This is a genomic window from Flaviflexus sp. (assembly GCF_041440645.1).
Classification (GTDB): Bacteria; Actinomycetota; Actinomycetes; order Actinomycetales; family Actinomycetaceae; genus Flaviflexus.
Genome location: NZ_JASDVN010000027.1, coordinates 43,208 through 57,806, shown reverse-complemented (window position 1 = coordinate 57,806; position 14,599 = coordinate 43,208). Strand labels below are relative to the sequence as shown.

Sequence of the window (14,599 nt, the reverse complement as noted above, 5' to 3'; positions counted from 1 at the left end):
CTTTCAGGCAGCCGACTCCAGCAGAGCGACTGTGCCCTGCCCGCCAGCTGCGCAGATAGAGATAAGTCCGAGCTTGCCCGGGCCCGCTTCGTACAGCATCTTGGCGAGCGATGCGACGATGCGGCCACCGGTGGCGGCGAAGGGATGCCCTGCCGCGAGGGAGGAGCCGTAAACGTTGAGGCGTGCCGGGTCAACGGTGCCGAAGGCGCCGTCGAGACCGAGTTCGGTCCGACCGAACTCCTCCGATTCCCATGCCTTGAGGATCATGACAACCGTGGCGGCGAAGGCCTCGTGGATCTCCACGAAGTCCATGTCGTCCAAGGACAGGCCGTGGCGCTGCAGCATCTCGGGTGCCGCGTAGGCGGGAGCCGAGAGCAGGTCTGCGCCGTTGACGAAGTCGACGGAACGGGTGTGGATGTCGCGGATGAAGGCGAGGGGCTGGTGGCCGTGTTCTTTCGCCCAGTCTTCCGAGGCGATGAGAACGGTTGACGCACCATCGGACAGCGGGGTCGAGTTGCCCGCGGTCATGGTGCCCTCGGGGCCACCGAAGACCGGCTTGAGGGAGGCAAGCTTCTCACGGGTGGAGACACGCAGGTTCTCGTCGCGATCCAGGCCCTGATAGCCGGTCATGAGGTCATCAAAGAAGCCCTTCTCGTAGGCCTCCATGAGGTTCTTGTGGGAGTTGTAGGCGATCTCGTCCTGCTCTTCGCGGGCGATGCCCCACTTCTCGGTCGAGAGGGCCTGGTGCTGACCCATGTTGAGTCCGGTGCGAACCTCCGCCGCGGACGGAGCCGACGGCTTGAGGGCTCCGGGGCGCAGACCCGAGAGGACCTTGAGGCGATCCTTCATGGTCTTCGCGGAGTTGAGGCGGTGGAGCAGCGCACGCAGGTCGTTGCTGACCTCGATTGGAGCATCCGAGGTGGAGTCCACGCCACCACCGATGCCGACCTCGATCTGTCCGAGGGCGATCTTGTTGGCGACGAGGCTGATGCCGTCGAGGCCGGTTGCGCAGGCGCGCTGGATATCGATTGCGGGGGTGCGGGAGTCCAGAGCGGATCCGAGAACCGCTTCCCTCGTCAGGTTGAAGTCCTTCGCGTGCTTGAGAACGGCACCTGTCGCCACGTCACCGAGGAGCTCTCCTTGAAGAGAGAACCGTGCAACAAGCCCGTCGAGGGCGGCGGTGAGCATGTCCTGATTGCTGACATTCTTGTAAGCCTTGCCAGCTCGGGCGAATGGAATCCTATTCCCACCCAGCACCGCAACATTGCGGGGATATTTCACGTGTTCTCCGTTCGTTGAATAATTTCCAAGGTATGCAATACCGAGAGTATCTGATACCGTCAGTTTTGTGAACCCTACTACATCGACTGATAGGCGATCAACACGCTGGGCATCTCACCGCGAACAGCGGCGTGCCGAGCTCATTGATGTCGCCCGTAAACTGATCCACACCGACGGTCCAGACGTGACCATGGCGGCGATTGCGTCTGCGAGCGGCACCTCGAAGTCGATCGTATACCGATACTTTCAGGATAAAGATGAGCTGAAGAGCGCGCTAGGTGAGTCCATCCTTTCCCGCATGAAGCACCGCCTCGAAGACGGAGTGGAATCGGGTTCAACGCCTGCGGAATCGATTCAGACCATGGTGGGCATGTACGTGGATGCTGCGGCCAGTTCCGTCAACGTCTACAACTTCATCACCCAGCCCTCGGAGGGGCTCAACAGGTTCCTGGAAGACTGCTCGATCCTCATCGCCTCAGCCATGAAGTCCATCGTTCCCGAGCCCATGCTGAACGCGTGGGCTGCGGGAGCAACCGGGTTTGTCAACGCCACCTTCACCTGGTGGATGGAGTCCGACAAGTCCATGCCCAAAGACGACCTCAAACACCTCATCACAACAGCACTGCTCACGGGAGTTATCAATGACGACAACGCTACCCCCAATACCCTCGGGGGACACCTCTGACGATGCCGCTAACGCGGCCAACGCTTCGGGCCCCATTTCGGCCAACGACGGTGGCGCCGGAGACCCGACCGAATCTCACCTGCACATCGAGGACGAATCGAGGATCGACGTGGCGGCACTGACCCGCGTGCTCGACGGCAGGTGGGGTGAGATGAGGGAGTGGGGTCGCGAGATCGCTGGCGATCCGACCTTTGCTCGCCCCGTCGACATGACGATGGACGATCATCGCGAGCTCACACTGAAGCGCCTGAAGGAACTCGCGAAACGGAACTGGTCCGCACAGATGCTTCCCGAGCACCTCGGCGGTTCGAACAATCCGGGCGCCAACCTGGCGGCCTTCGAGGAGCTCGTGGCCGGCGATCCCTCGCTTCAGATCAAGGCCGGCGTCCAGTTCGGCCTCTTCGCCTCCGCCATCCTGCACCTCGGCACCGAGGAGCACCACAAGAAGTGGATGGATGACACGATGAGCGTGAAGCTTCCCGGCGTCTACGCCATGACCGAGATCGGTCACGGCTCCGACGTGTCGGCCGTGGGCACAACCGCAACCTACGACGAGGGAACCCAAGAGTTCGTCATTCACACCCCGTTCCGTGCCGCCACCAAAGAGTTCCTGGGAAACGCGGCACTCCACGGGCATGCGGCCGTGGTCTTCGCGCAGCTCATCACGAAGGGCGTTAATCACGGAGTGCACTGCTTCTTCGTTCCGATCAGGGAGGACGGCGAGCTCCTGCCCGGAGTGAGCTCCGAGGACGACGGCGAGAAGGGCGGCCTCAACGGCATCGACAATGGCCGGCTTGCCTTCAACCACGTTCGGATCCCTCGCACGAACCTGCTCAACAGGTACGGCGACGTAGCTCCCGACGGCACCTACAGCTCCGACATCGCCTCACCCGGCAGGCGGTTCTTCACGATGCTCACCACCCTCGTTCAGGGTCGCGTGTCGCTTTCGGGAGCGGCCACGAATGCCGCGAAGCTCGCCCTTGGCATTGCCATCACCTACGGTTCTCAGAGGCGCCAGTTCGCTGACTTCACGGGAATCAACGAGGTCGTGCTTCTCGACTACCAGCTTCACCAGAAGCGACTCTTCCCGCTTCTCGCCCGCACGTACGCCTCCGCTTTCGCGCAGGAGGACCTCCTCACGGCCTTCGACGAGGTCTTCTCCGGCGAGGGGGACACGGAGGAAAACCGGATCGACCTGGAGACCATGGCCGCGGCGATCAAGCCGTCCTCAACCTGGCTCGCCCTGGAAACGATCCAGGCCTGCCGCGAGGCGTGCGGCGGCGCGGGGTACATGGCGGAAAACAGGCTCGTTGGCCTCCACCAGGACCTCGACATTTACGCAACCTTCGAGGGAGACAATCACGTTCTCCTCCAACTCGTGAGCAAACGACTCCTCGGCGAGTACGCGAACTCTTTGAAGGGCATGGACGCGGGTGACGTCACGAAGTTCGTTGCCTCCCGCGCCGAAACCATCTCGACCCGTCACACGCCGTGGCGCCGTCTCCTTCAGTCGGCATCCGATCTCGGTTCGGTGCGCCGCACCGCGGCATCGCTACGCGATCCCGACCTGCAGCTCGAACTCATCTCCTCACGTGCGCAGTCCCTCGTTGAGGAACTCAGCCTGTCGCTCCGTCAGGCCTCCAGCATGTCGAAGGAGGACGCAGCCGCACTGGTGAACTCCCATCAGGCGGAGTTGATCGACGCCGCCAAGGCTCACGTCGACGTCATTCTCTTGACCGCATTCAACAACGGTCTGAAGAAGATCGAGGACGACGAGACGAGAGCAGTCCTGGTGCGACTCCGGGATCTCTTTGCCCTGACAACAATCCAGAAGCAGCTCGCCTGGTACCTCATGCACGGGCACCTGTCCCTTGGTCGAGCTCGCACGCTCGACGACTACATTGCTCGCCTGTTGACGAAGATCCGTCCGCACGCCCTCGACCTCGTCGCAGCGTTCGGATACACCCGGGACCACTGGCGCGCACCGATCTCCTCGGGTCTGGAGCGCACCCGCCAGAACGAAGCGGCCGACTACTACCGCCGGCTCCGAGCATCCAACGATGGCCCGATCGACGAGAAGGTCCTTCACCGCCGTCAGGAGGAACAGCGCAAGGCAGAGGAGCGCCGCCGGGAGAAGTCCGCAGGATAACCCTCTTCCTCGCATGGTGACCATATCCTTCGCGTATCGACCCTGTCCGTGGTGGCTGTCAGCAAACACTGGCGGCCACCACGGACACTCACGTGTTCGGAAACATCTCCCGAGGTCCACTATTTCCTGTTCCTCTCACCAGGACATCTCCTTCGCCAGGAAGCCTCCTCCACAATGTTCTCTGCCCTCCGCAATCGACTTTTCTTGACCTTGTTCTCGACAATCACGGGACACAGTCGCTACACGCAGGTGCACGAGTGTTTCGGTAAGTTCACGGAAGCCAACTACGATGCAAGTAGTCGAGATAAGGATCCTCATGAGCAGCTTCATCTTCGTTTCCCCGGATTTCCCTCACATCAACGTCAACTTGGTTGAGCACCTTGCAGAAAGCGGCGTGCGAGTTTTGGGGATCGGAGATGCCGAGTTCGAGGGGCTTGATCATCGGCTGAAGGAGTCCTTGACGGAGTACTACCGGGTATCCAGCCTCGACAACTATGACGAGGTCTATCGCGGCGTCGCGTTCTTGAACTACAAGTACGGCAAGCCCTCCCGCCTTGATTCCAACAACTCGTACTGGTTGGCTCAGGACGCTCAGCTCCGCCTCGACTTCAATATTCCCGGAATCAACTGGGGAGCCTCCGATGCTGATTCTCTTGAGATCGCCCGGGAAGCCGGCCTTCCCGTTGGTTCACCCGCGGGTCAGATCCTCTCCTGGGATGCCTTCATCGGCGCCGACCGGGAAGTTCTGTTCGAGGGTGTCACGGAGTGGCCGGCCGAGTCCTCCACCGAGTACACCTACCGCACGGTCAGCCCCATTCCGCCCCTGCTGGCACGCCTCGGCAGGTCCGTTGCGGAAGCCCTGCGCGCAAAGCTGACGTTCCTGCACGTGCAGGTCGCCTTTGCTCCCGGCACCTCGCCCCACATCATCCGCATCTCCCGCTCCGCCCCACCCGCATTCACGCTGGACATGCACGACTTTGCTCAGAACCGGGATGTCTACCAGGTCTTTGCATCATCCATTGCCTCACTCGACCCCCTGCTCACCCCCGAGGTTCCCGAAGCCGGTAGCGAGTCGAAGATCGCCGTTTATGCCTCCCGCCAGGACAGCGCCAGCTATCGCCTACAGGCAACCGAGGTGGAGGCGAAGTGGGGCGAGCGGATCAGGATGGTCGAGCGGAATCCCGTCCAGTACCGCCAGGGCATGGGAGACACCTTCTGCATTGCGGTTACCGACACTAACGAGGAAGCAGACGAGTTCGTGGCTGACGTGACCGATCGCGAAGCAAACGGATCGAAGGAAGCTCAGAGAACCGCTGAGGAAGCATCGCCCGCTCCCGACGAAACGGCTGTGCTGACGCCAATCACGTAGGGGTGCCACCGACATCCCCCACTTCTGACTCGCCGGAGGCGGTGGGTTCACCACGAGTGGGGCTCATTCGGTTTAGGGAACCCGACCCCGCTGCGCTAGAACGGGTATGAAGCCGGGGTGGTTCCGTAGCCGGGACGAGTGGCAAGAACCGAGTTGTTCCAGGTGAAGTCCTGCAACCCCTGCATCATCTCCGTGACCTCAATGCGCGCCTCGGCAGTCACGGGATCGGGTACGACCGCGAGCGCAGCGGGGAGGTTGGCGGCCCTGTTGGGCTTCACTTTGGCCGCGGCGCTCAGGTAGCTGATGTTCTCGATCGGTCCGGTTGCGTTGCATCCGCGCCAGAATCCGCGCACGGTCCAGGCTTCGGAGCCACCGAACTTCTCGTGAAGTCCCGGAACCCAGCTGGGGCGTGTAAAGTACTGCCTGGTCGGGATGTGCTCTGTTGCCCCCTCGCCCACCATGGCGAGCCTGCCGGCGTCGAGACCGACGAGGCGTGCCCATGCGGATCGGTCACGGATGAGGAGCCCGGACTGGTCGAAGCGGGCGGTGCGTTCGCGTACGGGGATGGCCTTGGCGGCCTGCGACATCGCCGTGATTGCCCAACCCCACACAAATGCCGTGTTCTGACTCGTGAGGTCGCGTTCGATGATGGGGGTGCGAGGCGGGATGTCGATGGATCCCGGTACCTCAGTTAGCGGCTTGGGCTGTCCCGGGACGTACGTGAACCACAGCTTCTCGATCAGGTTGACGACCGCGGTGATCTTCTTTGCCTCGATCGGCTGAAGGTGCACGTGCGCGGCGAGGGAGCGAAGCGATGCGGCCAAACGCTGCTTGTTGGTGACGACCGCGGGGCAGACGAGTGCGTTCCAGATCGAGGGAGCGAGCATATTGAAGTTCGCGGCTGCGAGGACGTCGGGTTCGTCCGTGGGGAGCAGGTACTGGAAGTGGTTGCGGGTTGCCACATCGGTCAGAGCGGGAGCGATGTCGTCCCGGATCCCCTCCGTCATCCACGGCCGCTCGACGTCAACAATGGGAAGGGTTCCGTCATCCTCATAGTCGCGGCGTTCAGGAGAGGTGTTCCAGGATCCCGGCTTTCCCCACACGACCATGGCGGGCTGCTCGACCGATCCGAGGCGTTCCCGCGCCCATGCCGGCGCCCCTTGGAGGTGAACACCTCGGGGGACGCTGGAGGATCCGGCGACGATGAGCCACTGCGGGCCACCAACGTCGACGACCTCATGGTGAAGAGTGAATGCCTTGCCGGGAAAGGTCAGTCCGTTTTCGAGGATGAAGTCATCGAAAAGTCCGCTGACGGCGTTCATGATGCCGATCCTGGCGACGAAGGCACGAAACTCGTCAACGAGGGCGTCGTTGACGTAGGTCCGGGCCCCACTGTCGGCAAGAGTCATGAACCTACTGTGAAGTATCGACATGAACGGAGGGTTACCAGAGACCCTCATTTCGCCCATAATCGGATGACAGACCTGTAACTCTCGTCATACAGCACTCCCAAACCGCCTCATTAATGTCCGTTCCGATCGGTTGGATAAATCCCCAGGTCCGCGTCCAGGAACTAGACTCAGTCCATGAGTGAAAGCGTTCGGGTTGATGTGTGGCTGTGGGCGGTTCGGCAACTCAAGACCCGAACCCTTGCCACGAATGCGGCGAAAGCCGGGCACGTTCGGGTCAACGGTGAACCCGCCAAGCCCAGCCAGAAGGTCAAGGTCGGCGATGAGGTTCGGCTACGTATCGAGGGCCAGGATCGGATCCTCGAGGTCACGAAACTGATTCTCAAGAGAACGAGCGCCCCTCTCGCTCAGGAGTGCTACATCAACCACACGCCAGAGAGGCCGAGGGTTTATCTCCCGCCCCAGTTCATTCGTGAACGCGGCGCCGGACGCCCAACCAAGAAGGAGCGGCGCGAGATGGATCGCCTGCGCGGACTCGAGGCCAATTGGGGCAGGCTCGAGGACTGATGTTGACGGTGTATTCCTACCGGCTCATATTCACACGCAACATGCCCATGACCTGGAAAAAGACATCCCTGTAACTTACTTTTCCACATTCTATCCACAGGTTCCCTCCACGGATTTCCGCGATAATTCCACAGATTCACGTCGCTTTCCACAGAAATTCACAAGTTATCCACAGGTGGATGAATGCTCTGTGCATGCGCCAGAAACTCGTTGGGGTATTCTCGTTTTATGCGCGAAATGCAGGAACAGATCATCGCCGAACTTGGCGTAAAGCCCACTATTGACGTCGAGGCAGAGATTGAATCTCGCATTCAGTTCCTTGTCGACTACCTGCGCGCCACCGGCGCCAAGGGGTATGCGCTCGGCATCTCCGGCGGGGTCGATTCGTCGCTGGGTGGTCGCCTGGCACAGCTCGCTGTCGAGCGGGTACGCGAAGAAGGTGGCGAGGCGACGTTCATGGCCGTCCGCCTCCCCCACCACGTCCAGGCCGACGAGTCGGACGCTCAGGCGGCACTCGCCTTCATTGGGCCCGACCAGACCGTGACCCTCAACATTGGTCCCGCGGTTGATGCCTTCGAGAAGGAATACGACCTTGCGGCACCATCTCGCATGACCGACTTCAACAAGGGCAACGTCAAGGCCCGCCTCCGCATGATCTCCCAGTACGCACTGGCAGGCGACAAGGGGCTCCTGGTCGTCGGTTCCGACCACTCAGCAGAAGCGGTCACCGGTTTCTACACAAAGTACGGCGATGGTGGTGCGGACGTTGTGCCCCTGACCGGCCTGAACAAGCGCCAGGTTCGCTCCCTCGTGCGTGAGCTCGGTGGTGACGAGAGCGTGTGGCAGAAGGTTCCAACAGCTGACCTGCTCGATGATCAGCCGCAGCGCACAGACGAGGACGAGCTCGGACTCTCCTACGACAACATCGACGACTACCTCGAGGGCAAGGACATTCCCACCGAAACGGCCGAGGCCATCGAACGTTACTTCCTGCGTTCACGCCACAAGAGGACCATGCCCGTGGCGCCGCAACAGACATGGTGGCGGTAGGTTTCTCAACTGAGGTAGTTTCCTTAGCGCCTGAAGCAGTTAGAGACTAGGTCAAAGCTAGACGTGAGGCGGGGCCGGGAATGATCCCCGCCCCGCCTCACTCATCTAGCCGCATTGCGGAAGTCAGCCGCCTCAGTCGGCACGCCTAGGCGTGCTTATCGTCGTGGGTAACCTCGGGCTGAACACTCCACTTCGGGGGTACGTCCACACCGTTGTCCTCATCGCGCTCCGCATCCTCAGCCGTTTCGTGGATGATTCCGGCGGCATGATGAACGGGGGCGTAGACCGTGTAGAGGCGGAGCGGCTCGTCACCCGTGTTGATGACATCGTGCCAGGTGCCCGCGGGAACCTGGATCGACCATCCGTCGCTCACCTGCTGCTCAAAGTCGAGGTTGTCCTCCGTGGGTCCCATGACGCACTTGCCTTCGCCAGCATCGATGCGCAGGAACTGGTCGGTGTCGGGGTGTGCTTCCAGTCCGATCGACTCACCGACGGGAATGGACATGAGGGTGACCTGAAGGTACTTACCCGACCACACGGTGGTGCGGTAGTTAGTGTTCTCAACGGTTGCGGTCTCAATGTCAAAAGCGTGCGGGGCGGGCCCAATAGGGAGGCGTTTGTGGGAGGCCTTGGATTGTATCGTCATTTCTCCAACATCCTCCTAATAGTAATGACTCAAGTTTATCGACCCGCGGGGCACAAAGCGCGCGATCTGGTCATTCAACCTGGTCAAACCGGTGAGCAGTTTACCCTCAATAGCGAAGCTTCTCCTCGCATAATGACCAAACCAGTCGGCCCCTCAGGACTCTGCGGAGTCCTTCGCCATCAGCCTCGCCACGTAGCGAGCAAGAACATCAACTTCAAGATTGACCCTGTCCCCAACCACGAGATCGCCCAACGTGGTCGCCTCAAGGGTGGCGGGGATGAGGGAGACGGAGAACGTTTCGACGGTCACGGCCGTGACGGTCAGGGAAACTCCGGAGATCGTGATTGAGCCCTTCTCGGCAACGAGGTAGGCGAGTTCGGTTGGAATGGAGAACGTCAGGTCCTGCCACCTGCCACCATCGGTGCGAGAAAGGAGCGCTCCCATGCCGTCCACGTGGCCCTGAACAATGTGTCCTCCCAGGCGAGCATCCGCCTTCAGGGCACGCTCCAGGTTCACTCGCGAGCCTGGCTCAAGTTCACCGATCGTGGTTCGCGACAGGGTTTCGGGAACCGCTTCGACCGCGAACCGGTAGTGACCCGGCAGGTCCACTGCTGTGAGGCAAACGCCGCTCACGGAGATGGAGTCGCCAAGTTGAGCATCGGATGCTGCCTTGGCTCCATTGATGACGAGCCTGATCTCACCACCAGCCTGCTGTTCGATCGACTCGATTGTGCCGATCTCTTCCACAATTCCCGTAAACACCAATCCCTGCCCTTCCATATCCTCAGCGCAACCACATGTTCTGTAAGCCGTGTCCAGCAACAAGGATGTGGCCTCTGCACTCATCTTCAAACATACGCCAGCACTTCTCCGTCTTGGCATTGGTTCACCGGATTGGCCGCGGACTGAACCTTTGGTTCTTTGACCAGTCGTTAAACAGCGGGTTGCCGAAAGCTGTATGGCTCTCCGGAAGCTGCGGACTCGGCCTACAATTTGGGTACCGCCGCTCAGTCGCGGATCGGCTGCTCTTCATTGAAAAGTGACTGTTTGTGACGTACCGAGTGAAAGCGATGCTGTAGATGGATGATTCTTCGCAGGGACCCATGTTGGGGCCACGCAAGAAGCGCTTCGGCTCCAAAAAGACCACGAACATTTCGCATAGCTCAGTCTCTTCACGTAGTTCAGCTTCTTCTAGCTCGAGTTCATCTGCCACGTCGAGCACCCACAGTTCTCCCTCCAGCTCGGATGACCAAAAGCGAACACAAGCATCCACACAAGGGCGTCGGAGCCTCGGCGGTTGCCTCGGAGCCATCTTCACCCTTTTCGTACTTCTCGCGATCCCTTCAGTCATGTTCGTGGCCCATTACGCGACCGGCGATCGACCCCGACTTGAGGTTAGTTCGGAAGTTCAGATCACCGAGATCAACGGCGAGTCTGTTGCCTTAGTTGCGTACGAGAGAACGGGCACGCGCGGCTGGTATCAGCGCATGTTCAAGGACATGTTCCAGAACCGCGTCGCTGCGATCACCCTTGAGGGCGGTGAGGTCCTGTGGGACGAACAGCTCAATGGAGAGCTCATCAGCGACACCCGAGTCATAGTCGCGGGCAAGGGCCATGTCTATGTCGCAAGCAATGATGGTCTCTACATCCGCTCCCTTGAGGACGGTTCGTCTGTTGCGGAACCCGACTCCATCACGGGGCTGGAGAACTATGTTGCCGACGCGGATTCGTACGAGTACGACCGCGACCTGGAAGTCATTGTCGCCATCGACGAGACCGGCGACCTGAAAACGATTCCGTTGGGGGAAGCTAGCGCGGAGCCTGCGAGCGACGAAGTGAATGAGCGCTGGTCGATCCTCCTTACCGGATCCTCGATTCTCAACTTTGCCGACCAGGACACCGTCATGACCGCGCAGCTTGCACCCGGGATGACCCTGAGCGTGAAGGAGACCGCCCCGGGCGCGCAAACCTCCTCCCTCGTCCTCGATGGTGGTGAGGAGGTACCGTTCGGAGACGAGACGTTCTACAACCCCAGAATCATCACCAACAGCTTGCGGGTGATGACTCCGCTAACGCTCGACGACATCGACACCCTGTGCTTCTTTGACGACCTCTACTGCGAATTCGATGTCGAAGAACTTGAGTACGCAACGCTGGTCGAAAGCGGCAAGATTCCGGAGATGCCGGCAACGAGCGAATTCGCTGGCGGCATTGCCTATGGGGTGCTGTTCATCCACAGCAATCAGTCGGCCAACTCCTACGCATCCGAAGTCGTTGCCATAGAACTCAGCACCGGTCTCGTCATCGATCGGTTCGAGATGGCGGAGTTCAGCACCGTGGGCGGCGCAGTCGCGGGAGAATGCTACGTCCTCATCCCCATCACTTCCTCAGACGAGGCCGGCATCATTGTGTTCAATGAGGATGGAACCATGTCACTCCTCGAGATTGCTGACCTCAACTTCTTCGGAAACCACTCCGGGTAAAGCCACACTCGACGCCAACCAAGTAGGGCTCAGCTTCGCAGTGGTCGGGACACCCAGCCTGCCTCGTGAAGGCGTTCGAAAGAATCGAGTAGCAAATCGAGGGTGAACTCAAACTCGGTCTGGCGGTCGCAGGATCCCGTTGGGTTGCGAGCAACGGAGTCCATTGCGATAGCGACAACGTGGGGGAAGTTCTGCGTCATGTACTGCGCAACATCGGGCTGATCAACATCCTTCGGAGTGGGTGCATCCGCATCCTCAAATGCTTCCGTGCTGTAGCCCCACATCCGATTCCCCAGTGCGTGCATCGCATAGTGCGTGAGGTCGGGCGAAACCCCACCATCAATGAACTCCCCTGACACGGCATTCATGTGCGCGAGCACCGCTTCCGTGCGCCGCTTGGCGGAGTCAATCGCAGCACCAAGCCAGGGATGCGCCAGAATCTCAGCCTGCGCGTTCATGACCCGAAAGCGGACCCGCTCCCGCCAGGTACCTCCCGCCGGTGGAGCCGTGTACCCCTCGATGATCTGATCGATCATTCGCCCAAGCAGGTCATCCTTGTCAGCCACGTGGCGGTAGAGGGCCATGGGAACAACCCCCAGTCGCGCCGCGAGCGCACGCATGCTGACTGCCTCGAGGCCCTCCTCGTCGGCAAAGGCAATGGCCTCGGAAACGACGGCCCTCTGGTCAAGCCTCTTGCGGCTTTTCTGCTCTGCCACATTTCTCCCTTGCGAACGTGTACCGCGTACACCTATTATAATTTGTATACGGCGTACACCTCAAGCAGTTCTTTGGAGAATCCCATGAATTCACAACGCAAGCTCGCCACCCTCACCGGCGTCCTCTACCTCGTCACCTTCGTTACGTCTATTCCCGCATTCGCCATGAAAGAGCCCTTCCTCGAAGGAACCGGAAGCATGGAGATGCTCAATGGCGCTGTTGTTCTCGAGATCATTCTCGCGCTTGCCTGCATCGGAACCGCGGTCGCCTTCTACCCAATCGGCAGACGCTACAGCGAGGGTCTCGCTCTCGGCTTCGTCACGAGTACTTGAGGCCTCCACTGTCTTCACCGGCGTCATCGCGCTCCTATCACTGGGAACCATCCGCACATCGGCAGAACTGGCCGGCTCAGGAGCGGAAGCCGCACTCGGCGCGCTACCCATCGCCATCTGGGAGTTCAGCATCGGCATCTGGCTGATCGTCCAGGGCGTGAAGCACACCGAGCTGGACCAGACGTCTAGCGCCCGGCGAGACATGATCGAAGCCTCATAAACACGGAGAACACTCGGGGCGTCGAAGCTCCGATTCCGGGGCATAGCAGTGCCTCACGTGAATATGAAGAATGCCGCGATATCGAAATATTGCGGCATTTCATCTGGTGCGCAAGGGGGGAGTTGAACCCCCACGCCCTTTCGGGCACACGGACCTGAACCGTGCGCGTCTGCCTATTCCGCCACTTGCGCTCACTGGATACCAGCTTTGTTAGCTTACATTGACCCTGACCCTGTCTCCAACTGCGCAAATTGTGAGAACGCCTACTGAGTACGTGGATGTTGGAGGCGGCGTGTCGGAGTTTTCGGTTTCGCCACGGAGCTTCTGATCAATTGCCCTGCTAGTCACGCTCTCTTGCGCTGTGAGCGTGCAGACATTTCTACCCGGTAACTCCCCATGAAACTCCCCGCTACCGTCTCTAGAATGCAAAAACCTACTAGTCTGGGTGTAGTTGTGGGCACTGACCCGACTGTCTGCGGAAAGGAGATGCTCGCATGGGAGCTTTTGGTAAGTTCGAACGCGGAATCGAGAACGTCGTCAACTCCGTTTTCAGTCGCGCTTTCAAGTCCGAGATCAAGCCTGTCGAGATCGCTTCGGCTATCAACAGAGCAATGGATGAGGGGGCTGCCGTCTATTCACGGGAGCGCACCATCTCACCCAACGAGTTCACTATTTCCCTCTCCCCCGATGACTCGGAGAAGCTTGAGCAATGGGGCAGGGCCGCGATCGAGGACGAACTCATTGACCACGCAGTCAAGTACGCAACGTCGCAGGGATACTCGTTCCTCGGCCCGCTCCGCATGAGCTTTGATCAGGGCGTTGAGCAGGGGGTCGGTACGATTCGCGTTACCACTCAAACAAAGCGAGGAGCTGTTGCACCCGTGACTACATCCGTTCCATCTCAAGCTAACCCCATCATTGATGTTCAGGGTCAGCGTTACCTTCTCACGGGACCGGTCACAATCATTGGCCGCGGTTCCGAATCCGACATCGTTGTTGATGACACCGGTGTTTCCCGCCACCACCTTGAACTTCGCGTCACTCCCCGCGGCGTCATTGCCACCGACTTGGGTTCCACCAACGGCAGTTTCGTGGAGGGACACAGGATCAGCGCAGCGACACTCGTGGATGGCAACACGATCACGATCGGCCGTACCCGCATCATGTTCTGGAATAGTCCGGAGAGCTACGTATGAGCGAACTCGTCCTCACGATTCTCCACATTGGATTCCTGGTCCTCTTGTGGGTCTTCGTGCTGGCAGTGATAGCAACTCTGCGCCGCGACATCTACGGAGTCCGGGTGCGCAAGCGCGGACAGAAGCCGCAACCCGTAGCTCCCGTGAACTACTCTCGCCAGCAGGCCAGACCGAAGAAGCAGCCCGCCAAGCGCGCCCGTGACGTGCCAACGAAAATCATCGTGACCGACGGTCCTCTTGTGGGCACAACCGTGCCGCTCGATGGCGCCTCCATCATCGTGGGACGCTCCCCTGATTCCGCCCTCGTTCTCAACGACTCCTACTCTTCTGCACGGCACGCTCGGTTCTTCCAATCGGAGGGCCATTGGTACGTGGAGGACCTGCAGTCAACGAACGGAACCTTTGTCCACGGCCAGCGAATTGATCACCCGATCCCTGTGAAGGCGGGCGATTCCGTCACCATCGGCCAAACGACCTTCACTCTCCAACGGTAGG

The 14,599-nt window shown here is 60.2% G+C and carries 14 protein-coding genes, 1 tRNA gene and 1 pseudogene; 10 read left to right on the top strand and 6 right to left on the bottom strand.

Going from position 1 to position 14,599, the window contains the following annotated elements; translation table 11 throughout:
* Nucleotides 1-3: 3 nt before the first annotated feature.
* The gene (locus QMB98_RS03640; protein ID WP_371684293.1) at nt 4-1,281 is read right to left on the bottom strand and encodes an acetyl-CoA C-acetyltransferase; all 1,278 of its coding nucleotides are present in this window, start codon (nt 1,279-1,281) and stop codon (nt 4-6) included.
* Nucleotides 1,282-1,348: 67 nt separating this feature from the next.
* Between QMB98_RS03640 and QMB98_RS03635 the strand changes: the two are divergent.
* From QMB98_RS03635 to QMB98_RS03620, 4 genes and pseudogenes are all read left to right on the top strand, one after another.
* Nucleotides 1,349-1,537, top strand: a pseudogene (locus QMB98_RS03635) (TetR/AcrR family transcriptional regulator); the annotation flags it as partial.
* Nucleotides 1,538-1,579: 42 nt separating this feature from the next.
* Nucleotides 1,580-1,966 (top strand): hypothetical protein, encoded by a 387-nt coding sequence (locus tag QMB98_RS03630; protein ID WP_371684330.1) that lies wholly within the window; start codon nt 1,580-1,582, stop codon nt 1,964-1,966.
* Nucleotides 1,923-4,115, top strand: a complete 2,193-nt coding sequence (locus tag QMB98_RS03625; protein WP_371684292.1) for an acyl-CoA dehydrogenase — start codon at nt 1,923-1,925, stop codon at nt 4,113-4,115. The genes QMB98_RS03630 and QMB98_RS03625 overlap by 44 nt, the downstream gene beginning before the upstream one ends.
* A gap of 316 nt (nt 4,116-4,431) precedes the next feature.
* Nucleotides 4,432-5,484: a hypothetical protein gene (locus QMB98_RS03620; protein WP_371684291.1), complete on the top strand. Its 1,053-nt coding sequence runs from the start codon at nt 4,432-4,434 to the stop codon at nt 5,482-5,484.
* Between the two features lie 95 nt (nt 5,485-5,579).
* Here the strand turns inward: QMB98_RS03620 and QMB98_RS03615 are convergent, their stop codons facing one another.
* On the bottom strand, nt 5,580-6,893 hold the full coding sequence (locus tag QMB98_RS03615) for a hypothetical protein (protein ID WP_371684290.1): 1,314 nt from the start codon (nt 6,891-6,893) through the stop codon (nt 5,580-5,582).
* Between the two features lie 177 nt (nt 6,894-7,070).
* Between QMB98_RS03615 and QMB98_RS03610 the strand changes: the two genes are divergently transcribed.
* Together QMB98_RS03610 and nadE are read left to right on the top strand one after the other, a co-directional pair.
* Complete coding sequence (locus tag QMB98_RS03610; RefSeq protein ID WP_371684289.1) at nt 7,071-7,460, top strand: RNA-binding S4 domain-containing protein; 390 nt, start codon at nt 7,071-7,073, stop codon at nt 7,458-7,460.
* 228 nt (nt 7,461-7,688) lie between these two features.
* Nucleotides 7,689-8,510: an ammonia-dependent NAD(+) synthetase gene (nadE, locus tag QMB98_RS03605; protein ID WP_371684288.1), complete on the top strand. Its 822-nt coding sequence runs from the start codon at nt 7,689-7,691 to the stop codon at nt 8,508-8,510.
* Nucleotides 8,511-8,655: 145 nt separating this feature from the next.
* Here nadE and QMB98_RS03600 read toward each other — a convergent pair whose 3' ends face one another.
* The gene (locus tag QMB98_RS03600) at nt 8,656-9,156 is read right to left on the bottom strand and encodes a cupin domain-containing protein (protein ID WP_371684287.1); all 501 of its coding nucleotides are present in this window, start codon (nt 9,154-9,156) and stop codon (nt 8,656-8,658) included.
* Nucleotides 9,157-9,309: 153 nt separating this feature from the next.
* Nucleotides 9,310-9,918, bottom strand: coding sequence for a riboflavin synthase (locus QMB98_RS03595; protein WP_371684286.1), 609 nt, complete (start codon nt 9,916-9,918; stop codon nt 9,310-9,312).
* A 317-nt stretch (nt 9,919-10,235) separates the two neighbouring features.
* Here QMB98_RS03595 and QMB98_RS03590 point away from each other — a divergent pair, with 317 nt between their 5' ends.
* Nucleotides 10,236-11,639, top strand: coding sequence for a PA2928 family protein (locus tag QMB98_RS03590; RefSeq protein WP_371684285.1), 1,404 nt, complete (start codon nt 10,236-10,238; stop codon nt 11,637-11,639).
* Between the two features lie 29 nt (nt 11,640-11,668).
* Here the strand turns inward: QMB98_RS03590 and QMB98_RS03585 are convergent, their stop codons facing one another.
* Nucleotides 11,669-12,355, bottom strand: coding sequence for a TetR/AcrR family transcriptional regulator (locus QMB98_RS03585; RefSeq protein WP_371684284.1), 687 nt, complete (start codon nt 12,353-12,355; stop codon nt 11,669-11,671).
* A gap of 84 nt (nt 12,356-12,439) precedes the next feature.
* On the opposite strand from QMB98_RS03585, the gene QMB98_RS03580 reads away from it, so the two are divergent.
* A complete protein-coding gene (locus QMB98_RS03580) occupies nt 12,440-12,688 on the top strand; it encodes a DUF4386 family protein (RefSeq protein WP_371684283.1) in 249 nt (82 codons plus the stop codon).
* A 324-nt stretch (nt 12,689-13,012) separates the two neighbouring features.
* On the opposite strand, the gene QMB98_RS03575 is transcribed toward QMB98_RS03580, so the two are convergent.
* Nucleotides 13,013-13,099, bottom strand: a tRNA-Leu gene (locus tag QMB98_RS03575).
* A gap of 303 nt (nt 13,100-13,402) precedes the next feature.
* On the opposite strand from QMB98_RS03575, the gene QMB98_RS03570 reads away from it, so the two are divergent.
* Together QMB98_RS03570 and QMB98_RS03565 are read left to right on the top strand one after the other, a co-directional pair.
* Entirely contained in the window at nt 13,403-14,104 is a 702-nt protein-coding gene (locus tag QMB98_RS03570) for an FhaA domain-containing protein (protein WP_371684282.1), read from the top strand.
* Nucleotides 14,101-14,598: an FHA domain-containing protein gene (locus QMB98_RS03565; RefSeq protein WP_371684281.1), complete on the top strand. Its 498-nt coding sequence runs from the start codon at nt 14,101-14,103 to the stop codon at nt 14,596-14,598. Before QMB98_RS03570 ends, QMB98_RS03565 begins: the two co-directional genes overlap by 4 nt.
* Nucleotide 14,599: the final 1 nt, after the last annotated feature.

What these genes read in the sequence shown, in the direction of transcription:
- QMB98_RS03620 (WP_371684291.1), top strand. Translation starts at nt 4,432, where the DNA reads ATGAGCAGCTTCATCTTCGTTTCCCCGGATTTCCCTCACATCAACGTC.
- QMB98_RS03630 (WP_371684330.1), top strand. Translation starts at nt 1,580, where the DNA reads ATGAAGCACCGCCTCGAAGACGGAGTGGAATCGGGTTCAACGCCTGCG.
- QMB98_RS03615 (WP_371684290.1), bottom strand. Translation starts at nt 6,893, where the DNA reads ATGACTCTTGCCGACAGTGGGGCCCGGACCTACGTCAACGACGCCCTC.
- QMB98_RS03610 (WP_371684289.1), top strand. Translation starts at nt 7,071, where the DNA reads ATGAGTGAAAGCGTTCGGGTTGATGTGTGGCTGTGGGCGGTTCGGCAA.
- QMB98_RS03590 (WP_371684285.1), top strand. Translation starts at nt 10,236, where the DNA reads ATGGATGATTCTTCGCAGGGACCCATGTTGGGGCCACGCAAGAAGCGC.
- QMB98_RS03580 (WP_371684283.1), top strand. Translation starts at nt 12,440, where the DNA reads ATGAATTCACAACGCAAGCTCGCCACCCTCACCGGCGTCCTCTACCTC.
- QMB98_RS03565 (WP_371684281.1), top strand. Translation starts at nt 14,101, where the DNA reads ATGAGCGAACTCGTCCTCACGATTCTCCACATTGGATTCCTGGTCCTC.
- QMB98_RS03570 (WP_371684282.1), top strand. Translation starts at nt 13,403, where the DNA reads ATGGGAGCTTTTGGTAAGTTCGAACGCGGAATCGAGAACGTCGTCAAC.
- QMB98_RS03625 (WP_371684292.1), top strand. Translation starts at nt 1,923, where the DNA reads ATGACGACAACGCTACCCCCAATACCCTCGGGGGACACCTCTGACGAT.
- QMB98_RS03600 (WP_371684287.1), bottom strand. Translation starts at nt 9,156, where the DNA reads ATGACGATACAATCCAAGGCCTCCCACAAACGCCTCCCTATTGGGCCC.
- nadE (WP_371684288.1), top strand. Translation starts at nt 7,689, where the DNA reads ATGCGCGAAATGCAGGAACAGATCATCGCCGAACTTGGCGTAAAGCCC.